Source organism: Comamonas sp. AG1104 (assembly GCF_003350425.1).
In the GTDB taxonomy this organism is placed as follows: domain Bacteria; phylum Pseudomonadota; class Gammaproteobacteria; order Burkholderiales; family Burkholderiaceae_C; genus Comamonas; species Comamonas testosteroni.
The window spans coordinates 438,521-462,112 of record NZ_QQAS01000002.1; the positions used below are offsets into that span (position 1 = coordinate 438,521).

At 62.7% G+C, this 23,592-nt stretch carries 24 protein-coding genes; 10 read left to right on the top strand and 14 right to left on the bottom strand.

The window, feature by feature from the left end; translation table 11 throughout:
- Window positions 1–125: 125 nt before the first annotated feature.
- On the top strand, window positions 126–683 hold the full coding sequence (locus DFO48_RS06650; protein ID WP_003066139.1) for an HNH endonuclease: 558 nt from the start codon (window positions 126–128) through the stop codon (window positions 681–683).
- A 58-nt stretch (window positions 684–741) separates the two neighbouring features.
- Here the strand turns inward: DFO48_RS06650 and DFO48_RS06655 are convergent, their stop codons facing one another.
- From DFO48_RS06655 to DFO48_RS06670, 4 genes are read right to left on the bottom strand one after another with little or no spacing between them, the layout of a single operon-like run.
- Window positions 742–1,230 carry a nucleoside deaminase gene (locus DFO48_RS06655; protein WP_003076855.1) on the bottom strand — a complete coding sequence of 163 codons (489 nt, stop codon included), beginning with the start codon at window positions 1,228–1,230 and terminating at the stop codon, window positions 742–744.
- Between the two features lie 24 nt (window positions 1,231–1,254).
- Window positions 1,255–1,590 (bottom strand): hydroxyisourate hydrolase, encoded by a 336-nt coding sequence (gene uraH, locus DFO48_RS06660; RefSeq protein WP_003076853.1) that lies wholly within the window; start codon window positions 1,588–1,590, stop codon window positions 1,255–1,257.
- A 43-nt stretch (window positions 1,591–1,633) separates the two neighbouring features.
- Window positions 1,634–2,149, bottom strand: a complete 516-nt coding sequence (locus DFO48_RS06665) for a hydroxyisourate hydrolase (RefSeq protein WP_114862915.1) — start codon at window positions 2,147–2,149, stop codon at window positions 1,634–1,636.
- A gap of 14 nt (window positions 2,150–2,163) precedes the next feature.
- Window positions 2,164–3,501, bottom strand: a complete 1,338-nt coding sequence (locus DFO48_RS06670) for an MFS transporter (protein WP_114862916.1) — start codon at window positions 3,499–3,501, stop codon at window positions 2,164–2,166.
- Between the two features lie 130 nt (window positions 3,502–3,631).
- On the opposite strand from DFO48_RS06670, the gene DFO48_RS06675 reads away from it, so the two are divergent.
- The 3 genes from DFO48_RS06675 to DFO48_RS06685 all read left to right on the top strand — a co-directional run bounded on the left by DFO48_RS06675 (window position 3,632) and on the right by DFO48_RS06685 (window position 6,354).
- On the top strand, window positions 3,632–4,564 hold the full coding sequence (locus DFO48_RS06675; RefSeq protein ID WP_114862917.1) for a LysR family transcriptional regulator: 933 nt from the start codon (window positions 3,632–3,634) through the stop codon (window positions 4,562–4,564).
- Between the two features lie 68 nt (window positions 4,565–4,632).
- A complete protein-coding gene (gene uraD, locus DFO48_RS06680; protein WP_114862918.1) occupies window positions 4,633–5,184 on the top strand; it encodes a 2-oxo-4-hydroxy-4-carboxy-5-ureidoimidazoline decarboxylase in 552 nt (183 codons plus the stop codon).
- A 222-nt stretch (window positions 5,185–5,406) separates the two neighbouring features.
- On the top strand, window positions 5,407–6,354 hold the full coding sequence (locus DFO48_RS06685) for a bestrophin family protein (RefSeq protein ID WP_046462580.1): 948 nt from the start codon (window positions 5,407–5,409) through the stop codon (window positions 6,352–6,354).
- 75 nt (window positions 6,355–6,429) lie between these two features.
- Here DFO48_RS06685 and DFO48_RS06690 read toward each other — a convergent pair whose 3' ends face one another.
- The 4 genes from DFO48_RS06690 to DFO48_RS06705 all read right to left on the bottom strand — a co-directional run bounded on the left by DFO48_RS06690 (window position 6,430) and on the right by DFO48_RS06705 (window position 10,435).
- Window positions 6,430–6,924, bottom strand: a complete 495-nt coding sequence (locus tag DFO48_RS06690) for a nucleoside deaminase (protein ID WP_003076841.1) — start codon at window positions 6,922–6,924, stop codon at window positions 6,430–6,432.
- Window positions 6,925–7,087: 163 nt separating this feature from the next.
- Window positions 7,088–8,203, bottom strand: a complete 1,116-nt coding sequence (locus DFO48_RS06695; RefSeq protein ID WP_114862919.1) for an acyl-CoA dehydrogenase family protein — start codon at window positions 8,201–8,203, stop codon at window positions 7,088–7,090.
- Between the two features lie 128 nt (window positions 8,204–8,331).
- Complete coding sequence (locus DFO48_RS06700; RefSeq protein ID WP_003076836.1) at window positions 8,332–9,513, bottom strand: acyl-CoA dehydrogenase family protein; 1,182 nt, start codon at window positions 9,511–9,513, stop codon at window positions 8,332–8,334.
- Window positions 9,514–9,748: 235 nt separating this feature from the next.
- The gene (locus DFO48_RS06705) at window positions 9,749–10,435 is read right to left on the bottom strand and encodes a YceH family protein (protein WP_114862920.1); all 687 of its coding nucleotides are present in this window, start codon (window positions 10,433–10,435) and stop codon (window positions 9,749–9,751) included.
- Window positions 10,436–10,521: 86 nt separating this feature from the next.
- Between DFO48_RS06705 and purN the strand changes: the two genes are divergently transcribed.
- Window positions 10,522–11,100: a phosphoribosylglycinamide formyltransferase gene (gene purN / locus DFO48_RS06710; RefSeq protein ID WP_114862921.1), complete on the top strand. Its 579-nt coding sequence runs from the start codon at window positions 10,522–10,524 to the stop codon at window positions 11,098–11,100.
- 51 nt (window positions 11,101–11,151) lie between these two features.
- On the opposite strand, the gene DFO48_RS06715 is transcribed toward purN, so the two are convergent.
- Window positions 11,152–11,409, bottom strand: coding sequence for a DUF1653 domain-containing protein (locus DFO48_RS06715; protein WP_034349034.1), 258 nt, complete (start codon window positions 11,407–11,409; stop codon window positions 11,152–11,154).
- Between the two features lie 96 nt (window positions 11,410–11,505).
- Here DFO48_RS06715 and DFO48_RS06720 point away from each other — a divergent pair, with 96 nt between their 5' ends.
- From DFO48_RS06720 to DFO48_RS06730, 3 genes are all read left to right on the top strand, one after another.
- Entirely contained in the window at window positions 11,506–13,383 is a 1,878-nt protein-coding gene (locus tag DFO48_RS06720; protein ID WP_114862922.1) for a M48 family metallopeptidase, read from the top strand.
- Window positions 13,384–13,614: 231 nt separating this feature from the next.
- Entirely contained in the window at window positions 13,615–14,946 is a 1,332-nt protein-coding gene (locus tag DFO48_RS06725; RefSeq protein ID WP_114862923.1) for an RsmB/NOP family class I SAM-dependent RNA methyltransferase, read from the top strand.
- Between the two features lie 123 nt (window positions 14,947–15,069).
- Entirely contained in the window at window positions 15,070–16,290 is a 1,221-nt protein-coding gene (locus DFO48_RS06730) for a fatty acid desaturase (protein WP_114862924.1), read from the top strand.
- Here DFO48_RS06730 and DFO48_RS06735 read toward each other — a convergent pair.
- The gene (locus tag DFO48_RS06735) at window positions 16,265–16,660 is read right to left on the bottom strand and encodes a hypothetical protein (protein WP_114862925.1); all 396 of its coding nucleotides are present in this window, start codon (window positions 16,658–16,660) and stop codon (window positions 16,265–16,267) included. The genes DFO48_RS06730 and DFO48_RS06735 overlap by 26 nt on opposite strands.
- Before the next feature lie 119 nt (window positions 16,661–16,779).
- Between DFO48_RS06735 and DFO48_RS06740 the strand changes: the two genes are divergently transcribed.
- Complete coding sequence (locus DFO48_RS06740) at window positions 16,780–18,384, top strand: PLP-dependent aminotransferase family protein (RefSeq protein ID WP_199406967.1); 1,605 nt, start codon at window positions 16,780–16,782, stop codon at window positions 18,382–18,384.
- A gap of 16 nt (window positions 18,385–18,400) precedes the next feature.
- Here DFO48_RS06740 and DFO48_RS06745 read toward each other — a convergent pair whose 3' ends face one another.
- The 4 genes from DFO48_RS06745 to trxB form a co-directional block, all read right to left on the bottom strand.
- Window positions 18,401–19,159 carry a hypothetical protein gene (locus DFO48_RS06745; protein ID WP_003076816.1) on the bottom strand — a complete coding sequence of 253 codons (759 nt, stop codon included), beginning with the start codon at window positions 19,157–19,159 and terminating at the stop codon, window positions 18,401–18,403.
- 140 nt (window positions 19,160–19,299) lie between these two features.
- Entirely contained in the window at window positions 19,300–19,470 is a 171-nt protein-coding gene (gene rpmG, locus DFO48_RS06750; protein WP_003058233.1) for a 50S ribosomal protein L33, read from the bottom strand.
- Between the two features lie 20 nt (window positions 19,471–19,490).
- Window positions 19,491–19,724, bottom strand: a complete 234-nt coding sequence (rpmB, locus tag DFO48_RS06755) for a 50S ribosomal protein L28 (protein ID WP_003058229.1) — start codon at window positions 19,722–19,724, stop codon at window positions 19,491–19,493.
- A gap of 277 nt (window positions 19,725–20,001) precedes the next feature.
- Window positions 20,002–20,955 (bottom strand): thioredoxin-disulfide reductase, encoded by a 954-nt coding sequence (gene trxB / locus DFO48_RS06760; RefSeq protein WP_003076814.1) that lies wholly within the window; start codon window positions 20,953–20,955, stop codon window positions 20,002–20,004.
- A 258-nt stretch (window positions 20,956–21,213) separates the two neighbouring features.
- Here trxB and DFO48_RS06765 point away from each other — a divergent pair, with 258 nt between their 5' ends.
- Entirely contained in the window at window positions 21,214–23,574 is a 2,361-nt protein-coding gene (locus tag DFO48_RS06765) for a DNA translocase FtsK (protein WP_034349032.1), read from the top strand.
- The last annotated feature ends 18 nt before the right edge of the window (window positions 23,575–23,592 follow it).

Sequence of the window (23,592 nt, forward strand, 5' to 3'; positions counted from 1 at the left end):
TTGACATAGTTTCAGAGTATATTGCTTCAAATCAGGCAGCTGTGCAGGCTGCACGATTGTGCTCAAAAGCGCCAAGACGCTTGTCCGTTTTCCGTGGTCGATGTTTGACTGTATGGAGGCTGGTTGTGAAAGTCTTGAAGCTGACAGCCCAGGGGCTGCCGCAGTCCTGGGTAACGCTGGAGCAGGCGGCGCTGCACTACGCAGCAGAAGATGTGCGCTGGGAAGCCGGTGTCGAAATCGCCTGCTTTCGCGGTGGCCACAATGCGGTGACCGGCAAGCAGTCAGTCATTCACATCAACTCCATCATCGGCACCAAGGGCATGCCGAACATCAACCCGCATGAGCTGCTGCCAGGTCTGACCAATGGCAAGCTCTTTGCTCGTGACCGCTGCGTCTGCGCCTATTGCGGGCGGCGGTTCCATGAGAGCGATCTCACGCGCGAGCACATCGTCCCCGTGAGCACTGGCGGGCAGCACAGCTGGATGAATCTGGTCACTGCCTGCCGCGCCTGCAACCACCGAAAGGGGGCCAGAACGCCGGAGCAGGCCCGCATGCCTTTGCTCTATACGCCCTACACGCCTACGCTGTGGGAGGATTTCATCCTGAGAAACCGCCGCATTCTGGCAGATCAGATGGAGTTTCTCGTGGCCCATGTGCCGCGTGGATCACGCTGGCGCAGCTAGGACGAAAAAAAGCCCCGGGCTGGCGCCGCGGGGCAGGAGCAAGAGGACGGAAACGCGTTCAGACGGTGGCGGAGACGGCCTTTTGCCAGGCCTCGTAGAGGTCTTCGCCCGTGTCGCGCACGCGCTGACCGATCAGGGCCATCTCGCGCTGGTCTTCGGGCTTGGCCAGTTCCACATAGCCGCGCGCGGCCGATAGGTCGTAAGGCTCGCCGTCCTCGTTGGAGTAGGCGAAGTACACCTGCTTCACGCCGGCCAGCAGCATGGCCGTGTAGCACATGGAGCAGGGGTAGCCGCTGGCATACATGACGGCCCCCGACAGATCGGTGCTGCCCTGGGCCTTGGCGCCTATGCGCAGAGCCTGCATCTCGGCGTGGGCCGAAGGGTCGCAGAGCTCATCGACCTGATTGACGGCGCGGGCCAGTACCTGACCGTCCCTGACCAGCACGGCGCCGAAGGGCCAGGTGGGCTGCTGGCGGCCCTTGACATTGCCCATGGCCAGGCGGATGGATTCAAGCAGGTATTTTCCGCTGTCGTTTTCGTTGTTCATCGAGTCGTTCTCCTTGGTAAAAAATCAGCTGCCGCGGTAGGTGTTGAAGAACCACGGCGAGCACAGCATGGGCACGTGGTAGTGCTGGGCCGCGTCGAAGATGGAAAAGCGCACCAGCACTTCTTCCGAAAGCGCCGTGGGCTCCTTGAAATGCTCGCCTGTGTAAAAGCGCAGTTCGAAGTCACCGGTGCGGGCCGCGGCGGCGGGCAGCATGGGGGCGTCGGTGCGGCCGTCGGCATTGGTGCGGGTGCTGTTCAGACGCTGCGCGGGGGTCTGCGCCACGTCGTAGAGTTCCACCCGCATGCCGGCGATGGGGCGGCCGTTGGTGAGGTTGAGTACATGGGTGCTGATGCCTGCCATGGTGGTCTTTCGATGGGTTGCGATAGAGCGCAGATAGGCAGGCTCAGCTGCCGCGCGAATAGGTGTAGCTCCAGGGGCCGAACTGAATGGGCAAGTGGATGCGCTCTGCCGTGTTCACGATCTGCAAGCGCACCGGCACCTTGGACAGAAAGGCCGGGCGCGGCAGTCTGGCGCCCTTGGCAGCAAAGTACTCGTCCACGTGCAGCAGCAGTTCGTAGCGGCCGCTGCGGTAGCTGTCGTCGATCAGCAGCGGCTCGTCGGCGCGGCCGTTGGCGTTCACGACAAAGCTGCGTATCGGCACATAGGTTTCGCCGTCGAAGCGCGAAAAGTCGATGCGCAAGCCCGTGGCCGCAGAACCATGGAAGGTGTCCACGGCATGCATGGTCAGGCGCGGGCTGACACCATGCAGCACGATGGGGCCGGTGGCCTGTGCCGGCGCTGCTAGGGGCGTGTCGGCGGCCAGTGCGCCGTGCGTGCCCGTCAGGGCCGAGGCGCCGAGCATGAGGCCCGAGAGCGCGAACTGCCGGCGCGACGGGGTCAGTGTGGGTGTGGGATGCATGCGGGGTGACTCCTTCAGGCGTTCTTGCGGCGCTGGATGCGGGCGACGAAGGCGATGGCGAGAACGGCTGCCAGCGCTTCCACGATGGCTACCAGGTACAGGCCCGGAGCGACCTTGCCGGTGGTGGCCTTGATCACGCCCATCAGATAAGGGGCGCCGAAGCCGGCCAGATTGGCCACCGAGTTGATCAGCGCCACGCCCACGGCAGCGGCGCCGCCGCTGAGCAGCATATTGGGCATCTGCCAGAAGACGGGAATCGCGCTCATGGTGCCCACCAGTGCCAGGACCATGGCAGTCAGCGCCACGATCACGGGGATGCTGTCCATGCCCATGGTGACGGCCAGGGCCAGCATGCCCACGGCGCCCAGCAGGGTCGAGCCCGCGAAGTGCCAGCGCACCTCGCCACGGTGGTCGGAGTGGCGACCGTTGATGATCATGCCGGCCGCGCCCAGCAGATAGGCGGCACCGGCGATCCAGCCCACCTGCATGGGCGAGGTGAAGCCCGCTTCGCGAATCACCGTGGGAATCCAGAAGGTCAGCGTGGAATTGGCGCACAGCAGGCAGAAGAACACGGCGATCAGCAGCCACACCATGGGGTTGCCGAACAGGGTGCGCCAGTCGCTGTGGCGCTCGCCCTGGGCCTTCTGGTCGATCTCGAGCTGCTGGCGCACGACGGCGCGGTCCGTGTCGGTGAGCCACTTGGCTTGCTCGGGACGGTCGGTCATGTAGAAGTAGGCAAAGATGCCGGCCAGCACCGAGGGGATGCCTTCGATGATGAACAGCCACTGCCAGCCGTGCATGCCGTGCGCGCCTGCGGCCCAGGTCATGATGCCGCCGGCCAGCGGGCCGCCGATGACGCCGGCGATGGCCGAGGCCGACATGAAGGTGCCGAAGGCCTTGGCGCGGCGCTTGGACGGATACCAGTAGGTCAGGTAGAGGATGATGCCGGGGTAGAAACCGGCCTCGAAAACGCCCATCAGAAAGCGCAGGATATAGAACTGGGTCGGTGTCGTCACCCAGGCCTGAAAGATGCAGATCAGCCCCCAGCCTATGGTGATGCGCATCACCGTCTTCTTGGCGCCTATCTTCTGCAGCAGCATGTTGGACGGCACTTCGAACAGGAAGTAGCCGATGAAGAAGATGCCGGCGCCCAGGCCGTAGACGGCTTCGCTGAATTTCAGGTCGTCGAGCATCTGCAGCTTGGCGAAGCCGATGTTGACGCGGTCCAGCCAGGCCAGCACCCACAGCACGCCCAGAAAGGGCAGCAGGCGCCAGGAAATCTTGGAATAGGTGGCGTCGACCTGATCGACGGAAGCACCGGTGCCGCTGATCGGCACATGATGAGCACTCATGGCAAGTCCTTGTCTCGGAAATTTGTTGTTGGGTTTGCGGACACTTGCATGGTCGCGACTTGTGGCGATATGCGAAACTAAGCGCCTGCTATGAGCCGCATAGCAAAATGCATATCTCTAGGGAAAACACGTGTCTCGCAGCGAAGAACCGTTCGATACCTATTTGCTGCGCGTGCTGTGCACCTTGATCAGCGAGAAAAGCGTGTCGCGCGCGGCAATACGCCTCAATCAGTCACAGCCGGCCATCAGCGCGGCGCTGAGGCGTTTGCGGGCCATCTTCAACGACCCGCTGCTGGTGCGGGACAAGAACCGCATGGTGCCGACGGCGCGCGCGCTTCAGGCGGTGGAGCAGGCACGTGCGGCGCTGGGGCTGATCGACGGTCTGCTGAGCGTCGGCAAGGAATTTGTGGCCGAGACCACCCAGCTGCGCTTCACCATCGCCATGCCCGACTACCTGGCACCGCCCTTCATGGCGCGCGTGGTCCAGCTCATGCGTGCTCAGGCGCCGGGCGCGAGGCTGGTCCTGCTGCCGCTGGGCCAGAACTTCGACTACGAGCAGGCCCTGCAAAGCGGCGAGGTGGATATCGTCATCGGCAACTGGCCGAGCCCGCCCGAGCATTTGCACATGTCCACGCTGCTAGAGGACGAGGTGGTCTGCCTGCTCGATGAAAAGCATGCCTTGGCCGGGCCGGGCCGACTGACGGCCGAGCACTATCTGCAGGCTGCGCATGTGGTGTTCACGCCTTACTCGCCCGATCAGCGCGGCGTGGTGGAGAGCAGTCTGGGCACCATGCGGGTGAGCCGTGACGGCCGCGTGCAATGCTCGCATTTCTCGATGGCGCCGGACCTGCTGGTGGGCACCGACCTGCTGCTGACCACCAGCCGCCATTTCGCGGCCTATCACGCCAGGCGGCTGCCGCTGGCCATGGTGCCTCTGCCTATGGGCAACCGTGTCATGCGCTTCTACCAGCTCTGGCATTCGTCCCGGCACCGGGATGCCTCCCATATCTGGCTGCGGGCTCTGCTCAATCAGGCCTCGCAGGTGCTGACGACATCGACGTAGCCGGCTGCTATACGGGCTATAACAAGCCAGCACTGTGAGGCGGCAAATGCGCTTCCTACACTGGCCGCATGACCAGCACCACTACCTCCTCCATCCCCACGCTCGACGAGCTCAACACCATGACGCAGGCGGCCTTTGCGGCCGCACTCGGCGAGGTTTTCGAATACGCCCCCTGGGTGGCCGAGGCGGCCGCGCAGCAGCGCCCCTTCGCCAGCCTGGATGCACTGCACCAGGCCATGCTGGCGGCCGTGCATGACAGCCCGCGCGAGCAGACCCTGCGCTTTCTCTGTGGCCACCCCGAGCTGTCGGCCAGTGCCGTGCGCTCCGGCACGCTGACCGTTGACTCCCAGCAGGAGCAGCAAAGCGCGGGACTGGGTGATCTGGAGCAGGCTCAGGGCGAGCGCCTGGCCTTGCTCAACGACACCTATCGCAAGCGCCATGGCTTTCCCTTCATCGCCTGCGTGCGCCACTACACGCGCGCCGGCCTGTTTGCCGAGCTGGCCTCGCGCGCCGAGCGCGGCACCGAGCAGGAGTTCGCCGAAGCCCTGCGCCAGATCGGTTTCATCAGCCGACTGCGCCTGGCGCAGCGCGTGAGCGCCGCCAGCCTGCAAGCAGCCTGAGCCCTCCAGCGCGGTCCAAGCCTTGCAATGCGGGGCTTTTCTTATGCTGGCCGGCCGCCTGGCACCGTCTGTCGGGGTTCGCTGCCCATGTGCAGCAGATGCCGCATGTGCCGTGCTGGCGCGGCACGGGCTGCCTACTGCCGCAGTGGGAGTTCTCGGCGCCGGCTGAAATCCCCGCATGCTTGTGATTGAATTCGGGTTTAGACCTCATTTCTCGTTTTCATGATCGTCAGAGATCGCCCGTCGGGCTTCAAGCTGCTGTGGATTGTCCGGGGCTCGGTGCTGCAACGCATCAAAGGTGTGCTTGCCGTCAATATCGTGCTGGCCATCATCGTCACCGTGGCGCATGGCACGCTGTTCCACACCAAGATCCCCATCACGCCGATTCCGTTCACCCTGATCGGCCTGCCGCTGGCGATTTTTCTGGGCTTTCGCAACAACACCGCATATGCGCGCTACTGGGAGGGACGCAAGCTCTGGGGCGAGATCGTGATCTATGCACGCACGCTGGCGCGCCAGTGCCTGAGCCTGATCGAGCTCGATCACCCCGTAGACCCGCGCCAGCGGGCCAACGATGTGCGGGTGCGCATGGTGCATCGGGCCGTGGCTTTTTCTCATGTGCTGCGGGCCCAGCTGCGCGGCCTCAAGGACGATGTGGCTGCCCAGCAATGGCTGACCCATGCCGAGTGGCAGCGCCTGCAGCTGCTGCCGCTGAATCAGCGCACCGATGCGCTGATGCTGGCCATGGGCAAGGATCTGGGCCAGTGCGTGCGCGAGCAGCGCATAGACCCCTGTCTGGCCGTGGAGCTGGACCGCACCCTCAATGGCTTCACGACGGCCGCTGCCTCCTGCGAGCGCATCCGCAATACGCCGATTCCGTTTTCCTACACCTTGCTGCTGCACCGCACGGCCCATCTGTACTGCTTTTTGCTGCCGTTCGGCCTGGTGGACATCACGGGCTTCATGACGCCGTTTGTCGTGGCCATCGTGGCCTATACCTTCTATGGCCTCGATGTGCTGGGTGACGAGCTGGAAGAGCCATTCGGCATGGAAAGCAACGACCTGGCGCTGGACAGCATCTGCCGCAGCATAGAGATCAGCCTCAGCCAGTCGCTGGGCGACCCCCAGGTTCCAGCGCCGCTCAAGCCGGTGGACTATCTGCTGACCTGAGGCTCTCCACAATGCGAAAGCCCTGAACTCCTCATTCAGGGCTTTGTTCTTGATGGCGGCAGACACCAGTGCTGGCTAGACCGTGGCGCGATCTTCGTCCACGGCCTTTTGCCAGGCCTGGTACAGGTCCTCGCCGGCATCGCGCACGCGGTGGCCGACGACGGCCAGCTCGCGCCGGCCTGCGGGGCGGGCCAGTTCTTCATAGCCGCGCGCAGCCGACAGATCGTAGGGCTCGCCGTCTTCATTGGAGTAGGCGAAGTACACCTGTTTCACGCCGGCCAGCAGCATGGCGGTGTGGCACATGGAGCAGGGATAGCCGCTGGCATACATGACCGAGCCGGACAGATCCGTGCTGCCCAGGGCCTTGGCGGCAATGCGCAGGGCCTGCATCTCGGCGTGGGCCGTGGGATCGCACAGATCATCGACCTGGTTGACGGCGCGCGCCAGGACCTTGCCGTCACGCACCAGCACGGCGCCGAAGGGCCAGGTCGCGGATTCGCGGCCCTTGACATTGCCCATGGCCAGGCGGATGGACTCCAGCAGATACTTTTCGCTGTCTTGCTTGCTCATGCATGTCTCCTTTGATTCTTGTGAATGGCGCAAAGATCATAGGAAGACCGACAGGGCCCATAGTGCATGCAGGAAGCAAAACAGCACGCCGAAGCGTGCTGTTGACTTTTAGTTTTGGGTTGAATGCAGTTGCCGTGATCGTGAGGAATGTTGAAGCAGGCTTTCAGGCAAAGACGCCGGCGCTGTCCTGCATATGGGTCGATACCGTGCCCAGGTGGTGCAAGGTGTCGCCACCCGTCATCTCCATCTGGGTCAGGCGCTTGAAATAGTGGCTGCCCACATATTCGTCCGTCACGCCGATGCCGCCATGCAGCTGTACGGCCTGCTGCCCCACATAGCGCATGGACTGACCCAGCTGCACCTTGGCGCGCGCGATGGCAACATGGCGCTCCTCGGCAGGCGCCACCAGCTTGAGCGTGCCGTAGTAGCTCATGGAGCGTGCCAGCTCCAGCTGCATCTTCATATCGGCTACGCGGTGACGCAGGGCCTGGAAGCTGGAGATCACCACGCCGAACTGCTTGCGCTGGTTCATGTACTCGGTGGTGAGCTTGAGCGCCTGCTCCATCACGCCCACGCCTTCGGCGCAAAGAGCGGCATTGGCCACATCCTGTGCCAGGGTGAGAGCAGCCACACCATTGGTGGTGATCAGGGTGGCCGATGCGGCATGGCAGACCAGGTCGGCCGCGCGCCCTTCGTCCTGGGTGGCATAGGGTTTGCTGCTCACGCCCTCGCGGCCGTTCTCGACGAGGAAGAGTGCAATCTTGCCGTCGAGCTGGGCCGGCACGATGAAGGCGTCGGCCTGGTCGCCTGCAGGAACAATGTTTTTCCTGGCATCTACCGTATAGCCATCGCCGGATTTAGAGGCTTGTGCCGCGCAAACATCAATCTGGTAGCGCGCCTTGCGCTCCTGCGATGCAAGCACCACCAGCTTTTCACCGCTGGCGATACGGGGCAGCCAGGCTTGCTTGACGGCCTCGTCGCCGAACTGTTCGAGCAGGGCGGAGGCCACGAAGGCCTGGGTCAGCGGCTCCATCACCAGACCGCGGCCCAGCTCCTCCATGACCACCATCACATCGACCGCGCCCTGGCCCAGGCCGCCATATTGCTCGGGCACAGTGAGGGCCGTCAGGCCCAGCTCGGCCAGCTCGTTCCAGACCTCGCGCGAGAAGCCGCCTTGTTTGGCAATGCTCTGGCGTCGCTCGAAGGTATAGCCCTTGTCCACCCAGCGGGCCACGGCATCGCGCAGTTGCTGCTGATCGTCGGAAAAATCGAAATCCATAAAAAGTCTCCTGCTGCCGAAGCGAGTGCGCTTTGCGCACCATCACATTCAGCGAAGCTCTAGCAAGAACCCCCTCCCGGAGGGGGCACGGGGGAGCCGTACGTGCAAAATGCAGACGGTGCTGGGCTTTAGCCCAGCACCGTCTGCGCGACGATGTTTCGCTGCACCTCGTTGGAGCCGCCATAGATGGTGGTCTTGCGCATATTGAAGTAGGTCGCGGCCAGCGGCGCATTGCCCAGCACGTCGCCGGGAAAGTCGCCCTGGTAGCCGGCTTCCATGGCTTCCTGGATATAGGGCAGGGCATAGGGGCCTGCGGCCAGCATCATCAGTTCGGAGTAGCGCTGCTGGATCTCGCTGCCCTTGATCTTGAGCAGGCCGGCGATGTCCAGCGGGTTCTTGCCCGATTTCATGGCCGAGAGCACGCGCAGCACCAGCATTTCCAGCGCGATCACATCGATCTCCAGCAGGGCGATCTGATCACGGAAGCGCTGGTCTTCCCAGACGCCTTCAGTCTTGGCGATGCGCTTGAGGCGCTCCAGCTCGCGTTTGGCACGGTTCACATCGGCGATATTCGTGCGCTCGTGGCTGAGCAGATGCTTGGCATAGGTCCAGCCCTTGTTTTCCTCTCCAATCAGCTGGTCGGCAGGCACTTGCACATTGTCGAAAAAGACCTCGTTGACCTCGTGCGAGCCGTCCAGCAGCTTGATGGGGCGCACGGTCACGCCGGGCGACTTCATGTCGACCAGCAGGAAGCTGATGCCGGTCTGGGGCTTGCCCTCGTTGCTGGTGCGCACCAGGCAGAAGATCCACTCGCCGTACTGGCCTAGCGTGGTCCAGGTCTTCTGGCCGTTGACGATGTATTTGTCACCCACGCGTTCGGCGCGGGTCTTGACGCTGGCCAGGTCCGAGCCCGAGCCTGGTTCGGAATAGCCCTGGCTCCACCAGACTTCGCCGCTGGCGATGCCGGGCAGAAAGCGCCGGTGCTGTTCCGGCGTGCCATAGGCCATGATCACCGGCGCCACCATCACGGGGCCGAAGGGCACGATGCGCGGCGTGCCGGCAAGCGCGCATTCTTCCTCGAACAGATGCTTTTGTACGGCGCTCCAGCCGGGGCCGCCGAATTCCTTGGGCCAGCCGTAGCCGAGCCAGCCTTTTTTGCCCAGAATCTTGGCCCAGCGCTGCATGTCGTCGCGCGTCAGGTGCAGATCATTGCGCACCTTGTGCGCAATATCCTCAGGCAGATTTGCCCGCACCCAGCTGCGGATCTCTTCGCGAAAAGCCTGTTCTTCAGGTGTGAATGCCAAGTCCATGCGTTGTCTCCTGCAAATGCTGGAGATTTGTAGCACGCACGTTCTTTTTCTGGCTGTCCGGGTTGCGACAAATGGTGGGAAACCCCAGGGATGAGCATCCCCTGAGCAGGCTGCGCCTGCCTGCTTTCCCTTGCTTGGTGTGCGCCAGTTTTGGGTACTGGCGGGTCGTTTGTCGTGAAACAGGCCGCCAGCGCTTATTGGATAAACGCCGGCAGCTATCAGTTTCTGTTGGGATTTATTCAGCCTGGGCAGCAGGCGGCTCCACGCCCAGCGATTCGCACAGCATCTGCACGGTGGCGCGCAGTTGGGCGACTTCGGCTTCGAGCGCATCCACACGCTGCTGCAGGGCCGATGCATTGCCGCCTGTGCTGGCGCTGCCGGTGCTTGCCAGGGCGTTGACATCCACCGGGCCGCAAAGCAGGTGGGCCCAGCGCTGTTCACGGGCACCGGGTGCGCGCGGCAGCTGCACGACCAGCGGGCCGCCTTTTTCCTCGCTGCGTTCGCGCAGTTCGTCGAGAAAGGCTTCGACCGAGGAGATATCGGCAAAGCGGTGCCAGCGCTCGGAGTTGATGCGCAGTTCGCCAGCGGTCTGAGGGCCGCGCAGCATCAGCAGGGCCAGCAGCACTGCAGATTGGTCAGGCACGCCGATGCCGCGCGGGAAGTTGTGCTCCCAGCGCGTGGAGCGCACGCTGCTGATCTGCACCGACAGGGTCTTGAGGCGCAGGCTGTCCAGAGCCTCCTGGGCTTCACCCTCGCTGACCTCCATCACCGGATCGCGGCTGGACTTCTGGTTGCAGCCCGTGACCAGGCTGTTGAGCGTGAGCGGATAGCTGTCGGGCACGGTGCGGGCCTTTTCCATCAGCGTGGCCAGAACGCGGGCTTCGATGGCGCTCAAAGGGGTATTGCGTGGGTCAAACGGCATGGGATCTCCTCTAAAGTCTTAGGGCTGCGCACAGGAACTGGTGCAAACCCGATAGGGTTTGTCCGTCAATGCGACAATCGCCGCCCATGAAAAACATCGTGATCCTCATCTCGGGCGGCGGCTCGAACATGGCTGCCATTGTGCGTGCATCCCAGCAGCAGAACTGGGCAAAGCAGTACAACGCCCGCGTGAGCGCCGTGGTGAGCAACAAGGCCGAGGCCAAGGGCCTGGTGTTCGCGCGGGACAACGGCATTGCCACCGAGGTTCTGGATCACAAGCGGTTCGACAGCCGCGGGGCCTTTGATGCCGAGCTGGCGCAGGTCATCGATCGCCATGCGCCCGATCTGGTGGTGCTGGCCGGTTTCATGCGCATTCTCACGCCGGGATTTGTTGCGCACTATGAGGGCCGGCTGATCAACATCCATCCCTCGCTGCTGCCGGCCTTCACCGGCCTGCACACCCATCAGCGAGCGATCGATGCGGGCTGCAAGTTTGCGGGCTGCACCGTGCACCGCGTGACGGCCGAGCTCGACGTGGGCCCCATCCTCGATCAGGCTGCCGTGCCCGTGCTGCCTGGTGATACGGCCGAGCTGCTGGCGGCACGGGTGCTGGTGCAGGAGCACATCATTTACCCGCGCGCGGTGCTCAATCTGCTCAAGGGTTGATGCTGGTTTGATCGCTGTCAGCGCTTGATGCATAAGCGCTGCAGCCTGTTTTCATTCGGATTTCTGCTGCTCTGCGGGCAAGCGGCGAAAGCGTGGCTGCTCCACGCCATCAATCACCACGGTCTCGTTGAACATGGCGGCAGGGCGCACCCACAGACCGTGTTCGCCGTACAGGGCGCGGTACAGCGTCATGGGCTCCAGTGTTTCGCTGTGGCGCACGGTGCCCACCACCTCGTAGCGCATGCCTTTGTAATGCTCGTACAGACCGGGCGTGGTGGTGATCAACGGGGGAAGTTCGGAGTTGCTCATGAAGATGCTGAAACGGTGAGGGCTGTGAAGGGGTTGGAGCCTGGCGGCGTGTGAAAATCCTGCCAAAGTATTCAATCGGGGAGGCAGGGCTGCGCCATGGAACAGGCAGATTATGTGCATCTGGTTCGCGTCAGCGAGCTTGCCAGCGCCGAAAACAGTCATGCATATAGGCGCAGCGTGGCCTTGTTTGCCGCACTGGGCTATGCCTGGGTGCTGGGTTGTCTGGCTCTGGCGCTGTGCCTGCTGTTCTGGGCCGGCTCGCATCTGCTGGCCGGGCAGTGGCGCTTTGTCTGGATCATGACGGCCATTGCCAGCCTGAGCCTGTTCTGGAACAGCCTGCGCGCGCTGTGGTTCAAGGTGGACAAGGCCGAGGGCATTGTTCTGATGCCCGAGGACGCCCCGGCCCTGTTCGAGGCACTGGAGCGCATTCGCCGCAAGATGGCAGGCCCCGGGATCGATGCCGTTTATCTGACCCGGGACTTCAATGCCGGCATTCGCCAGGTGCCGCGCTGGGGTGTGGTGGGTGGCGTGTGCAATGAGCTGAGTCTGGGCTTGCCGCTGATGATGGCGCAGGACAGAAACCGTTTGCTGGCCGTGCTGGCCCATGAATACGGCCATCTGCGCGGCGGGCATGGCAAGTTCGGCGCATGGGTCTACCGCACGCGGCTGAGCTGGACCCGGCTGTACGAAGGCATGCAGGGTGACTCCGGCGTGGCCTCGTTTGCCACGCGCAGGTTCCTGCACTGGTATTTCCCGCGCTTTCTGGCCAGGACCTTTGCGATGGCGCGCCAGGACGAATACGAGGCCGACAAGGCCGCAGCCGGCCTGCTGGGCCAGGCCGTCATGGCCGATGCGCTGGTGGAGATCGACCTGCGCCAGCAATGGTTTCAGCAGAAATTCTGGCCGCTGCACTGGCGCTCGGCTCGCAAGCAGGCAGTGCCCATGGGGCCGTACAGCGCCATGAAGTACTGGCTGGCGCAGCCCGTCAAGCCGGCGTTTGCGCGCCAGGCGCTCAAGGCCAGCCTGCGCCTCAAGTCCGGCCTGGAAGATACCCACCCGGTGCTCAGGGAGCGCGTGGATGCGCTGATAGGCGAGCGCCCGCAACTGCCGCAGCAATGGTCGGCGGGCGGTGCGCTGGCCTTGCTCAACCCGCGCAAGCTCGGCGAATGGCTCAAGAGCTTTGACAAGCAGTGGTGCCTGGAAAACGCCAGCGCCTGGAAGGAGCATCACGCCCGCCTGGCGCGCAGCGAGCGCATGCTGGCTCAGCTCGGTGGCGAGGGCCACCAGTCCGTGGCCGACCTGCTGCTGCGCGTGAAGCTCATGCTGAGGCTGGACCCCCATGCCGAAGTCAGAGCGCTGTATCAGAAGGTGCTGCGCCGCGAACCCGACAACGCCAAGGCGCTTGCAGGCATGGTTGACGTGTTGCCGCCGGACATGGGCGATGTGCAGCTCGACATGCTGGAGCGCCTGTTCGATCTGCATGTGGAATATCGCTGGTGGGCCGCCAATTTTGCGGTGGAACTGCTGGAGTCCCGTCAGCAGATAGGGGTGGAGGGCGAGTCGGTCCAGGCGCTCAAGCTGTGGCGCGAGCGGGTCAGACAGACCAGCGAGCTGGAAGACAGGTTTTCCGAAGAGCTGATGCAGACGCCTTTGCTGAATGCTCTGCTGCCACATGGACTGACGGATTTCGAGATTTCAGAGGTCGCGGCCGAGCTGCGCAATTTCCGAGCGGTATCCCAGGCCTGGCTGGTGCGCAAGCAGCTGAACACCATTCGCAGCCGGCCCGTCTTTTTGCTGCTGGCCGAGATGGACGGGCTGGGAGAGGAGGAAGGCGACGCGCTGGGGGCGCAGATTCACGACGGTCTGGAGCTGCCCGGCAAGCTCTACGTCATGCGGGTGCAGCAGGCTGCTACGCGCGACGATATGGCACGCCAGGGCGTCAGACCCGTGTATCTGCGCGCCTTTGCTGGCTAGACATGGCTTGCGCAAAGCAGGTTCAAGCAAGAGACTCACTCCCAGGCGCATCCTGGTTGACCTGAGTTTTGCTAAATTCATAGCTTCTACCGCTTGCCTTGATTGATTTTCAATGTGTTTTTAATTCAATATCAATGAATTACTTGCGATATAAGCTATGATTTTCATAGTGAAGCGGTCGGCAGCCAGAGGGCGTCATATGGATATGCGGGCAGTGGGACAATTGCGCCCATGCATCCCAAAGCCCTTCTCGACGCTTGCTCTGAACTCGTCAAGCGCGCCCTGACATTTGAACACCCGGCCGATTCCGTGGTGTCCTATTTCTTCCGCGAAAACCGTTACCTCGGCCCGCGCGAACGCGCCACCCTGGCTGAAACCACTTACACCGTACTGCGCAAAAAGCTGCTGTTTGAAGGCCTGGCGCATTCGGGCAGCGGCGCACGCGAGCGCCGTCTGGCCATCCTCGGCTTTGCCGCCGTCCTGCGCGAGCAGGCCAAGAAGGAAGGCAAAGTCAAGAACAAGGAAGGCCAGGACAGCGAGACCTTCATCAAGGCGGCGCTGACGCCCCAGGAACTCAAATGGCTGGCTGCCTGCGACGGCATCAAGCCCGAAGAGCTGATGGAGGCGCACCGCCACAATCTGCCCGAATGGCTGGTCGAGCCGCTCAAGGCGCAGGTCGGTGATGAGTTCTGGGCTTTGGCCGAGAGCATGGAGAAGGCCGCTCCGCTGGATCTGCGCGTCAACACGCTCAACGACAAGCGCTCCGATCTGCGCAAGGAACTGGAAAAAGCCGGCATCAAGGCCGAGCCCACACCGTTCTCGCCCATCGGTCTGCGTGTGGACGGCAAACCCGCGCTGGCCAAGGTCGATGCCTTCAACCGTGGCGCCATCGAGGTGCAGGATGAAGGCTCGCAACTGCTGGCACTGATGCTGGATGCCAAGCGCGGCGAGATGGTGGTGGACTTTTGCGCCGGTGCCGGCGGCAAGACCCTGGCCATTGGTGCGGCCATGCGCAATACCGGTCGTCTGTATGCCTTTGACGTATCGGGTCACCGTCTCGATGCGCTCAAGCCGCGTCTGGCGCGTTCGGGCCTGTCCAATGTGCACCCCGCAGCCATCGCCCATGAGCGCGATGAGCGCGTCAAGCGCCTGGCCGGCAAGATCGATCGCGTGCTGGTCGATGCTCCCTGCTCGGGTCTGGGCACGCTGCGTCGCAACCCCGACCTCAAGTGGCGCCAGAGCGCCAAGGCGGTGCAGGAGCTGACACAGAAGCAGGCATCCATCCTGGAGAGCAGCGCCCGTCTGGTCAAGGCCGGCGGCCGTCTGATCTATGCCACCTGCTCCATCCTGCCGGAGGAAAACGAGGCCATTGCCGAAGCCTTCAGCGCCGCTCACCCCGAGTTCGTGCCGCTGGACGCGGGCGAGGTGCTGCAGCAGCTCAAGATTGCCGACGGCGACAAGCTTTGCAGCGGTGGTGACGAGGGCCGGCGCTATCTGCGTCTGTGGCCGCATCAACACGAGACAGACGGGTTTTTCGCGGCTGTTTGGGTGAAAAAGGCGTAACTTCGGTGCAAATCCGGTATCTGCTGTCGGGGAATCGACAGCAGACCGGTCGGCGGCTCACCTAAAATGGCACGACCGTGCTTATCGGGTGGGCGCGGTTTTTTGCCAAAGGCTTTGTTATTTATGTCGCTGGATATCGGCTTGATCTGGAATGCCGTCGTGGATTGGATGGCCAATGGCCTGTGGGATCTGTCGTGGTGGCAGTTGCTGCTCTACACCCTGATCACCACTCATTTCACGATTGCGGGCGTCACGATCTTTCTGCACCGCAGTCAGGCGCACCGGGCGCTGGATCTGGGACCCATTCCCTCGCATTTCTTCCGCTTCTGGCTCTGGCTGGGCACGGGCATGGTGACCAAGGAATGGGTTGCCATCCACCGCAAGCACCACGCCAAATGCGAGACCGCAGATGACCCGCACAGCCCGCAGACGCGCGGCCTGGCCAAGGTGATGCGCGAAGGTGCCGAGCTGTACCGCGCAGAGGCCAGGAACGAGGAAACGCTCAGGAAATACGGTCACGGCACGCCCGACGACTGGATGGAGCGCAACATCTACCGCCATTCGGTGATGGGTCCCTCGCTGATGCTCATCCTGAATGTGGCGCTGTTCGGCGTGATCGGTCTGTCGATCTGGGCCGTGCAGATGGTCTGGATTCCATTCTGGGCTGCGGGCGTGGTCAACGGCGTGGGGCATTTCTGGGGCTATCGCAACTATGAGGCGACGGATGCCTCCACCAATCTGGTGCCCTGGGGCCTCATCATCGGCGGCGAAGAACTGCACAACAACCACCATACCTTCCCCACCTCGGCCAAGTTCTCCGTCAAGCCCTACGAGTTCGATATCGGCTGGGTCTATATCAGCATCATGCAGAAGCTGGGCTGGGCCAAGGTCAAGAAGACCCCGCCGCGCCTGCGCATGGGCGCCGTCAAGCCCGTGGCTGACGAGCTGACGCTGGAAGCTGTCATTGCCAATCGCTACGAGGTCATGGCCCGTTATGCGCGCGGCGTTCGCACGGCGGTTCAGCATGAGCTGGATCTGCTCAAGCAGAAACAGGCGCAGAAGTCGGATGTTTCCCTGCTCAAGGGTGTGCAGCGCTGGCTGCACCGCGATGCCGACAAGGTGCCCGAGCGTGCCCAGGGCCAGCTGGCGCAGGCGCGCGCTGCGCATCCGGTGATTGACCAGATGCTGGTCATGCGCGAAGAGCTGCGTCAGCTGTGGCTCAACACCAGCCTGAGCCGCGAGCAGCTGACCGGTCAGTTGCAGGCCTGGTGCCAGAGGGCCGAAGCCAGCGGCATTGCGGCACTCAAGGATTTCTCCGTCAAGCTGCGCGCTGCCCACGTCTGAGGCCGAGCTTGCCAAGCTGCTGCCAGATCCTGGCAAGCGCGAAGCTCAGGCCTTTTCCTTCTTCAAGCCGCTTCGCTGCCCTGCTTGGGTGGGGGCGGCTTTGCTGTATCCGGGCGGCAGGATATTGAATCCAGGCCGCGCCCGCCGGCGTGCTCAGCTGCACCCAGGTGCGGCTGGGGCAACGCCAGCTTTGCCCGGTTTGCAGCACCATGACCTGGCCGAAGTGATTGTCGGTAAAGCTCAGCGGCCCGATGGCCAGACGCAGCGGCCCTTGCTGGCAAAATAGCTCGCTGCCTGGTTCAAACAGCAGCGATGCGGCCTGGCCGCTGTTGAGACTATGTGTTTTCGGGGTGAAGTCCGGCTGTGACATGGTGGCTGGAGGTCTGTGATTCAGGCCCTCAAGCGTAGGGAAACACGGCTTGGCAGAACAGGCACAGCAAGCGTTCTGCTCAGGCGTAGCAGCGCGGATTTCGGTGCATCTGTTCTGACCTGTTTGCTGACAATCTGTATCTGTTGCAGAACAGGGCTTGCTGGCATGATGCCTGCTCGGCCCTGCTTTTTGTCATCATGCTGACTTCCACCACCTCCGAATCACAGCCTGTCAATGATGCGGCAAACGATGTGCTGCTGCCGCTGTACCAACGGTTGGCCGCGCACTACAGCGCAGCCATAGAGCTGGGGAGTCTGAAACCCGGGGAGCGCATGCCGTCGGTGCGCGAGCTGATGGCGCGGCATGACATCAGCCTCTCGACTGCCTTGCAGGTGTTGCGCTTTCTGGAGGCGCAGGGCTGTCTGGAGGCCAGGCCCCGCGTGGGCTACTTTGTGTGCGCGACGAAGGCGGGTGATATTCCTCTGACCAGCGAGCCGGACCTGAGCCAGCCGCTGTCTCCCGGCGCGCATGCGCATTTCGTGGGCATCAACGAGCATATTTCTCTGCTGCTCGAGCGCGGCCGTCAGGCCGAGGTCTATATGGACATCGGTGGCTGCACGCCGCCTGCGTCCCTGTTCGATCATCACTATCTGAACAAGACCGTCACCCGGCTGCTGCGCGAGCATCCGACGCTGCTCTCTCAGGGGCGCTCACTGCTGGCCAATCAGGGCAACCACCCGCTGTTTCAGCAGGCCATGGCCAGACGGGCGCTGGCCTCCGGTATCCGTGTGGCGCCTGCCGATGTGCTGGCAACCACCGGCAATTCCGAAGCCGTGAGTCTGGCGCTTGCCGCCGTGGCATCCCCCGGGGATATGGTGGCCGTCGAATCGCCAACCTATTACGGCCTGCTGCAGGTGGTGGAGTCCCTGCAGCTGAAAACGCTGGAGATTCCCTGCAGCCCACGCACCGGCATGTCCATCGAGGCGCTGGAGCTGGCCTTTCAGACCCAGCCGCGCCTGAAGGCCGTGGTGGTGGTGCCGGATCTGCAGATGCCTGTGGGCGCACGCATGCCGGACGAGAACAAGGCCAGACTCGTGGCCCTGTGCGCAGCCCATGGGGCGGCACTGATCGAGGATGACTCCTACGGCCTGTTTGTTGAAGGGCTGCCGGTGAAGCCGCTCAAGGCCTGGGACAGTGTCTCCGGGCATGTGATCTATTGCCAGGCCTTCAACAAAAGTCTGGCGCCGGGTCTGCGTCAGGGCTGGATGAATGGCGGCCAATGGCACGGCCGTATCCAGATGCTGAAATTTGCACAAAGCCGCAATACCCAGACGCTGGGGCAGCTGGTCGTGGCCGAGGTGCTGGGCTCACCCACCCATCAGCGCAGCCTGGAAAAGCTCAGGCAGCAACTCAAGCGGCAGCGCGAGGCCATGGCCAGACTGGTGGCACGCCATTTTCCGCTGGGCACGCGCATGAGTCTGCCAAGCGGCGGCCTGTGTCTGTGGCTGGAGTTTCCAGCGCAGCTGTCCACGTCGGACTTGTTCACGGCAGCCCTGGCGGGCGGCATACGCATTGCGCCGGGCAGCATGTTCTCCAATTCCGGTCGGTATGAGCACTGCATGCGGCTGGCCTGCACCCATCCGGTCGACGAACTCATGGAGAGGGCGATGCAGGATCTGGGGGCGATGGCTTGCCGGCAACTGGGACAGAATCCGCGCAGCTAGCGCTGACCAAGGTCCTTTATTTGGTAGGCTGACCGGCCATGCACTGGCGCAGGAAGTCACGGGCCTTGCCGCCCTCCTTGTAGAAGGTGCTGATGACTTCCTTGCCTTCCACGGAGACCTTGAAGCGGGCTTCTTCCTCTTCACCCAGCTCCTTGATCAATGCTTCGGCTCCGCCCAGCGCGTAGACGATGGCGCCCCATTTGCCATTGGACATGGTGTAGTTGATGGCGCCAACCTCCTGGGGGCGGTCCTGGTTCTGGGTCAGCGTGGTTTGGATCTTGCGCGGGCTGGCGGGCTGGGGAATGTCCATGCCCAGAAAGGTCAGCAGGGCACCGTTGTGCTTGGCCGTGGGGCCCGAAAGCTGAACGGCACCGGACATGCTGCCAAAAATCGCCGCGCATCCAAGACCCGAGCGCGGGTTTTTCTCGTCATGCGAGAACATCCAGTAGCCCTTGCGCAGCTTCTGGTACTGCGGGTCTTGTGCAATTTTCTGTCCTTCCTTGATCAGCTCCTGCCCTTCGCGCAGCAGCTCCAGCTGGCCGCGTGCGAGGCCGCCCAGGGCGTCGGCAGGAGAAGGCTCGGCACGCTGGGTGGCGGCTGGCGCGGAGCTGAACTGCTCGCAGACGGGCACGGAGGCCAGACCTGGCGAGCCGCCGGTCATGCCGACCTGGCGCTGGCCGGGGCCGGGGCCCGTGGGGCAGATGAATGTCTGGCCGAAGACGGCGGGCGACACGGCAAGCGAAAAAAGCAATGTGCTCAGCGTCCGGTGATTCATGTGATCAATCCCTGTTCGTTGCAAAGTGCCAAGTATAGGGAGGGGCGCTGCGTCAGCTCTCGCGCCGCGACATGCATCGCGAAGGCATGAAAAAAACCGCCTGCACTTGCGTGAGGCGGTTTTTCAAGAAACAGGCCGAATTACTTCAGCTTGGTTTCCTTGTACTCGACGTGCTTGCGAGCCTTGGGGTCGAACTTGATGATCGACATCTTTTCAGGCATCGTCTTCTTGTTCTTGGTCGTTGTGTAGAAGTGACCGGTACCAGCAGTGGAAGCCAGCTTGATCTTTTCGCGTCCGCCTTTAGCAGCCATGGTGTTTCTCCTTCAGGAAATTAAGCTTGGCCACGAGCGCGCATGTCTGCGAGCACGGAGTCGATACCGTTCTTGTCGATCAGGCGCAGAGCAGCGCTGGAAACGCGCAGGCGCACCCAACGGTTTTCGCTCTCCACCCAGAAGCGGCGGTATTGCAGGTTGGGGAGGAAACGACGCTTGGTCTTGTTGTTGGCGTGGGAAACATTGTTGCCCACCATGGGCTTCTTGCCCGTAACTTCACATACGCGTGCCATTGGGACACTCCGATAGTTGAATCGGCCGCCGGCTCTGGAATCCTGCAGGAGCAGGAGGTGCCGACAACCTCACCTCGCCAGTTTGTAATGGGTGGCGGTAGCCCGATTGCGGAAGTCCCGAAGCACGGTAAAGCGCGAACCTGGAATTCAGCAAAGTCTGCGATTATAGCGTTCTCGCAAAAAAGCCCCTGGTGCCGGCCAAAACTGGCCAAACCCAAGGGCTTTTGCGCCGAACATGCGCTAACAGCCGCTCAGACGCCGAAGCGTCCTGGCGTCATCAGGATTCCTGTTCCAGGAAGCGCTGGGCGTCCAGGGCCGCCATGCAGCCGGTGCCGGCGCTGGTGATGGCCTGGCGGTAGACATGATCCTGGCAGTCGCCGGCGGCAAACACGCCTGGCACGCTGGTCTGGGTGGCAAAGCCCTTGAGGCCGCCCTGGGTGATGATGTAGCCGTTTTCCAGCTCCAGCTGACCCTGGAAGATGTCGGTGTTGGGGTGGTGGCCGATGGCGATGAAGGCGCCTTGCAGCTTGACCTCTTCGGTGTGGCCGTCCTGCGTGCTCTTGATGCGGATGCCGGTCACGCCGCTTTGGTCGCCCAGCACTTCATCCAGCGTGAAATGGGTCTTGAGCTCGATCTTGCCTTCCTCGACCTTTTCCATCAGCTTGTCCACGAGGATGGGCTCGGCCTTGAATTTGTCGCGGCGGTGCACGAGGGTGACCTTGCTGGCGATGTTGGACAGGTAGAGGGCTTCTTCCACGGCCGTGTTGCCGCCGCCGATCACGCAGACGGGCTGCTCGCGATAGAAAAAGCCGTCGCAGGTGGCGCAAGCGGATACGCCGCGACCCATGAAGGCCTCCTCGGAGGGCAGGCCCAGGTACTTGGCCGATGCGCCGGTGGCGATGATCAGCGAGTCGCAGGTATAGACGCCGCTGTCGCCGCTCAGGGTGAAGGGGCGCTTGGAGAGGTCAACCTGGTTGATGTGGTCGAAAACGATTTCGGTCTTGAAGCGCTCGGCATGTTCCTGAAACCGCTGCATCAGCTCGGGGCCCTGCACGCCCATGACGTCGGCAGGCCAGTTGTCCACTTCGGTGGTGGTCATCAACTGGCCACCCTGGGCCATGCCGGTAATCAGCAGGGGCTTGAGGTTGGCACGGGCCGCGTATACGGCTGCGGTATAGCCGGCAGGGCCGGAGCCGAGGATGAGAACTTGTGCGTGTTTGGTAGAGGACATGGAGCGGAACTCTGAAAAAAGCAGGCCGACAGCCGGCGCGCGGTCATGAAAACATTGGAAAGATGTGGGAGTATCGCTCCTGATCAAGGTCTGCGCGTGCAGCTGTTTTTAATCACCGGAATTGTTAAAAATGATAGTGATGAAGCGAATCAGGCTACCGTATGGCAGTTTTGTTGCATGTGCTTGCATTACGCTGAGCGATCGTCTTGGCCGAATGTACCGCTTGGATAAGGGCCTAAGGTAAGCTTGCGCCTGCGTATGACATATACATTGAACGCTTCGAACGCGTCTTCTTCCAGCAAATCGAAATCCCGCGCTGCGACTCCGCGCTATGGAGTGATTCGCTTCAGCCAGGAGGTTTTGCTGTTGATCGGCCTGCTGGCACTGGTGTTCTGGCTCACGGCCATGTTCACCTACTCGCCGCAAGACGCAGCCTGGTCCACCTCAGGCGCCGGGCAGAGGCCGTTTGTGCATAACTGGATGGGCCGTGTGGGTGCCTGGCTGGCCGATGCCTGCTACTTCGGCTTCGGCATGTCCATCTGGTGGCTGGTGCTGGCCGCCGTGCAGACCTGGGTGACATCGCTGGTGCGCTGGATGCGCGGCGGGGTGAACAAGGACGGCAGCCCTCTGGCGCTGATGCCGCTGTGGCGCCGCCGCTTTCTGTTCTGGGGCGGTCTGGGCATTCTGATGGTTGCCAGCTGCGCGCTGGAATGGACGCGTCTGTACCGTTTCGAGAACCTGCTGCCCGGCCCTGCCGGTGGCGTGTTTGGTTACATGATGGGCTTCAACGCCCTCAAATGGCTGGGCTTTGCGGGCTCGGGCCTGATCGGGATCTGCCTGTTCGTGCTGGGCGCAGCCATGGTGTTCGGCTTTTCCTGGGGCACGCTGGCTGAAGGCCTGGGCGCGCGCCTGGATGGAATGGTGCAGTTTGGCCGTGAGCGTCGTGAAATTGCCAAGGACGTCTCTGTCGGCAAGAGAGCGGCCCGCGAACGCGAGGAAGTGGTGTTTGACCGCACCGAAGGTGCAATCGCGGCCCCGGTGCATCAGCCTGTGCAGATCATCGAGCCCGTGCTGCAGGAGGCAAGCCAGCCCAGCGCCCGGGTGGTGAAGGAGCGCCAGAAGCCGCTGTTCACCGATCATCCGGACAGCAAGCTGCCTCAGGTGGACCTGCTGGATCAGGCCCAGCAGCGCCAGGAGCTGGTGTCTGCCGAGACGCTGGAGATGACCAGCCGGCTGATTGAAAAGCGCCTCAAGGACTTTGGCGTGGAAGTGCGTGTGGTTGCGGCCATGCCAGGCCCTGTGATCACACGTTACGAGATCGAGCCTGCCACGGGCGTCAAGGGCTCGCAGATCGTCAATCTGGCCAAGGACCTGGCGCGTTCGCTGTCTCTGGTGTCGATTCGTGTGATCGAGACCATTCCCGGCAAGAACTTCATGGCGCTGGAGCTGCCCAACGCCAAGCGCCAGTCGATCCGTTTGTCCGAGGTGCTGGGCTCGCAGGTCTACCACGATGCCAAGAGCCTGCTGACCATGGGACTGGGCAAGGATATCGTGGGCAATCCCGTGGTCGCCGATCTGGCCAAGATGCCCCACGTGCTGGTGGCCGGCACGACCGGCTCGGGCAAGTCCGTGGGCATCAACGCCATGATTCTGTCTCTGCTCTACAAGGCAGAGGCGCGCGATGTGCGTCTGCTCATGATCGACCCCAAGATGCTGGAAATGTCGGTCTATGAAGGCATTCCCCATCTGCTGTGCCCTGTGGTCACCGACATGAAGCAGGCGGCCAACGGCCTGAACTGGTGCGTGGCCGAGATGGAGCGCCGCTACAAGCTCATGAGCAAGCTCGGTGTGCGCAATCTGGCCGGCTACAACAGCAAGATCGACGAGGCCAAGGCGCGCGAGGAGTCGATTCCCAACCCCTTCAGCCTGACGCCCGAGGAGCCCGAGCCGCTGCAGCGCCTGCCGCACATCGTCATCGTGATCGACGAGCTGGCCGATCTGATGATGGTGGTGGGCAAGAAGATCGAAGAGCTCATCGCACGCCTTGCACAAAAGGCGCGCGCGGCCGGCATTCATCTGATTCTTGCGACTCAGCGCCCCAGCGTGGACGTGATCACCGGCCTGATCAAGGCCAATATCCCTACCCGTATCGCCTTCCAGGTCTCCAGCAAGATCGACAGCCGCACCGTGCTGGACCAGATGGGGGCCGAGACACTGCTGGGCATGGGCGACATGCTGTACATGGCCAGCGGCACCGGTCTGCCGATCCGCGTGCATGGCGCTTTTGTCTCCGACGACGAGGTGCACCGTGTGGTCAGCTATCTCAAGGAGCAGGGTGATCCCGACTACATCGAAGGCATCCTGGAAGGCGGCTCTGTCGACGGAGAGGGTGGCGATGACGATGGCGAGGGCGGCGGCGAAAAGGACGAACTCTACGATCAGGCCGTCGAAATCGTGCTGAAAGACCGCAAGGCCAGCATTTCCTATGTTCAGCGCAAACTGCGCATCGGCTACAACCGCTCGGCCAATCTGCTCGAGCAGATGGAAAGGGCCGGTCTGGTCAGCTCGCTTACATCCAGTGGGCAGCGCGATGTTCTAGTTCCGGCTCGCAGCGAGTGAGCCGCGCAAGAGGGAGAG

Bases quoted from the DNA above. Each gene is read 5' to 3' on its own strand.
- DFO48_RS06655 (WP_003076855.1), bottom strand. From the start codon at position 1,230: ATGAACAACGAAAACGACAGCGGAAAATACCTGCTTGAATCCATCCGC.
- uraH (WP_003076853.1), bottom strand. From the start codon at position 1,590: ATGGCAGGCATCAGCACCCATGTACTCAACCTCACCAACGGCCGCCCC.
- DFO48_RS06665 (WP_114862915.1), bottom strand. From the start codon at position 2,149: ATGCATCCCACACCCACACTGACCCCGTCGCGCCGGCAGTTCGCGCTC.
- DFO48_RS06670 (WP_114862916.1), bottom strand. From the start codon at position 3,501: ATGAGTGCTCATCATGTGCCGATCAGCGGCACCGGTGCTTCCGTCGAT.
- uraD (WP_114862918.1), top strand. From the start codon at position 4,633: ATGACCAGCACCACTACCTCCTCCATCCCCACGCTCGACGAGCTCAAC.
- DFO48_RS06685 (WP_046462580.1), top strand. From the start codon at position 5,407: ATGATCGTCAGAGATCGCCCGTCGGGCTTCAAGCTGCTGTGGATTGTC.
- DFO48_RS06690 (WP_003076841.1), bottom strand. From the start codon at position 6,924: ATGAGCAAGCAAGACAGCGAAAAGTATCTGCTGGAGTCCATCCGCCTG.
- DFO48_RS06695 (WP_114862919.1), bottom strand. From the start codon at position 8,203: ATGGATTTCGATTTTTCCGACGATCAGCAGCAACTGCGCGATGCCGTG.
- DFO48_RS06700 (WP_003076836.1), bottom strand. From the start codon at position 9,513: ATGGACTTGGCATTCACACCTGAAGAACAGGCTTTTCGCGAAGAGATC.
- DFO48_RS06705 (WP_114862920.1), bottom strand. From the start codon at position 10,435: ATGCCGTTTGACCCACGCAATACCCCTTTGAGCGCCATCGAAGCCCGC.
- purN (WP_114862921.1), top strand. From the start codon at position 10,522: ATGAAAAACATCGTGATCCTCATCTCGGGCGGCGGCTCGAACATGGCT.
- DFO48_RS06715 (WP_034349034.1), bottom strand. From the start codon at position 11,409: ATGAGCAACTCCGAACTTCCCCCGTTGATCACCACCACGCCCGGTCTG.
- DFO48_RS06720 (WP_114862922.1), top strand. From the start codon at position 11,506: ATGGAACAGGCAGATTATGTGCATCTGGTTCGCGTCAGCGAGCTTGCC.
- DFO48_RS06725 (WP_114862923.1), top strand. From the start codon at position 13,615: ATGCATCCCAAAGCCCTTCTCGACGCTTGCTCTGAACTCGTCAAGCGC.
- DFO48_RS06730 (WP_114862924.1), top strand. From the start codon at position 15,070: ATGTCGCTGGATATCGGCTTGATCTGGAATGCCGTCGTGGATTGGATG.
- DFO48_RS06735 (WP_114862925.1), bottom strand. From the start codon at position 16,660: ATGTCACAGCCGGACTTCACCCCGAAAACACATAGTCTCAACAGCGGC.
- DFO48_RS06745 (WP_003076816.1), bottom strand. From the start codon at position 19,159: ATGAATCACCGGACGCTGAGCACATTGCTTTTTTCGCTTGCCGTGTCG.
- rpmG (WP_003058233.1), bottom strand. From the start codon at position 19,470: ATGGCTGCTAAAGGCGGACGCGAAAAGATCAAGCTGGCTTCCACTGCT.
- rpmB (WP_003058229.1), bottom strand. From the start codon at position 19,724: ATGGCACGCGTATGTGAAGTTACGGGCAAGAAGCCCATGGTGGGCAAC.
- trxB (WP_003076814.1), bottom strand. From the start codon at position 20,955: ATGTCCTCTACCAAACACGCACAAGTTCTCATCCTCGGCTCCGGCCCT.
- DFO48_RS06765 (WP_034349032.1), top strand. From the start codon at position 21,214: ATGACATATACATTGAACGCTTCGAACGCGTCTTCTTCCAGCAAATCG.